Origin of the sequence: Mesorhizobium sp. M7A.F.Ca.CA.001.08.2.1 (assembly GCF_003998455.1) — a bacterium.
Classification (GTDB): Bacteria; Pseudomonadota; Alphaproteobacteria; order Rhizobiales; family Rhizobiaceae; genus Mesorhizobium; species Mesorhizobium ciceri.
This window is the reverse complement of the sequence record NZ_RZPW01001347.1, coordinates 1-721: the sequence shown is the minus strand read 5'-3', so window position 1 is coordinate 721 and position 721 is coordinate 1. Positions and strand designations below refer to the sequence as shown.

The 721-nt window shown below is 63.0% G+C and carries 1 protein-coding gene and 1 pseudogene; both read right to left on the bottom strand.

What is annotated here, in order from left to right:
* A pseudogene (locus EN914_RS39760) lies at positions 1 to 216 on the bottom strand (hypothetical protein); the annotation flags it as partial.
* A gap of 182 nt (positions 217 to 398) precedes the next feature.
* The coding region (locus tag EN914_RS37290) for an inositol monophosphatase family protein (RefSeq protein WP_281034709.1) at positions 399 to 721 on the bottom strand (323 nt) is incomplete at its 5' end.

Here is a 721-nt window from a genome sequence, read left to right as displayed (position 1 = left end):
GCTGTCCGAAAAGTGCAATGGCAGAGCGTCATCGAGTGCCCTGAGGATGGATGCCACGAAGGCCCGGCTGCGCTGGGCATCGGTTCCCAGATCGGAATATGTGGCGCGAGGTTTGCCGATCAGCGTGCCGTTGCGGCGAAGCGAGAACCGCAGCGTGAGGGACATGCCCGCGGTTCCGGGTGGCGGCTTCCAGCAGGCATAGATCGCGTCCGACATCTCCTTTATCGTGTCGACGGGATCGGTACTGCGACAGCTGCGCTCTTGCGACCTTGCTTCCAGGGAACTGGCGAACAGACCGGCGGCAAGAGTCACCGCGACAAATGCAAACCGAGGTTTCATTCGAGAGCCTCCGGATTTGCGCGAGATTGTACTGCTTTCGGCTAATGCAGCAATCGATCCTACTGCGCCCAGAGCTCGCGGCGCAATTCGTGCCAGCTTTCCTTGTCCGGTGCGACAAGCAGGCCACCGCCGAGATGCGAGGGCAGATAGGCGCTGCCGTCGAAGCGCGCCGCATGGCCGCCGGCCTCGGCATGGATCAGCACGCCGGCCAGGTGGTCCCACGGCATCAGCTTGTTGTAGACGACGAAGTGGGCATGGCCGCTCGCCAGCAGGCGATATTCGTGCGCGGCGCAGCGATAGGCGAACTGCGACAGGATCTTGGTCTGGTTGCGCGCCAGCCGTGTCCGTTCCGGCTCGGCCATATATTGCCAGGAGACAGAGC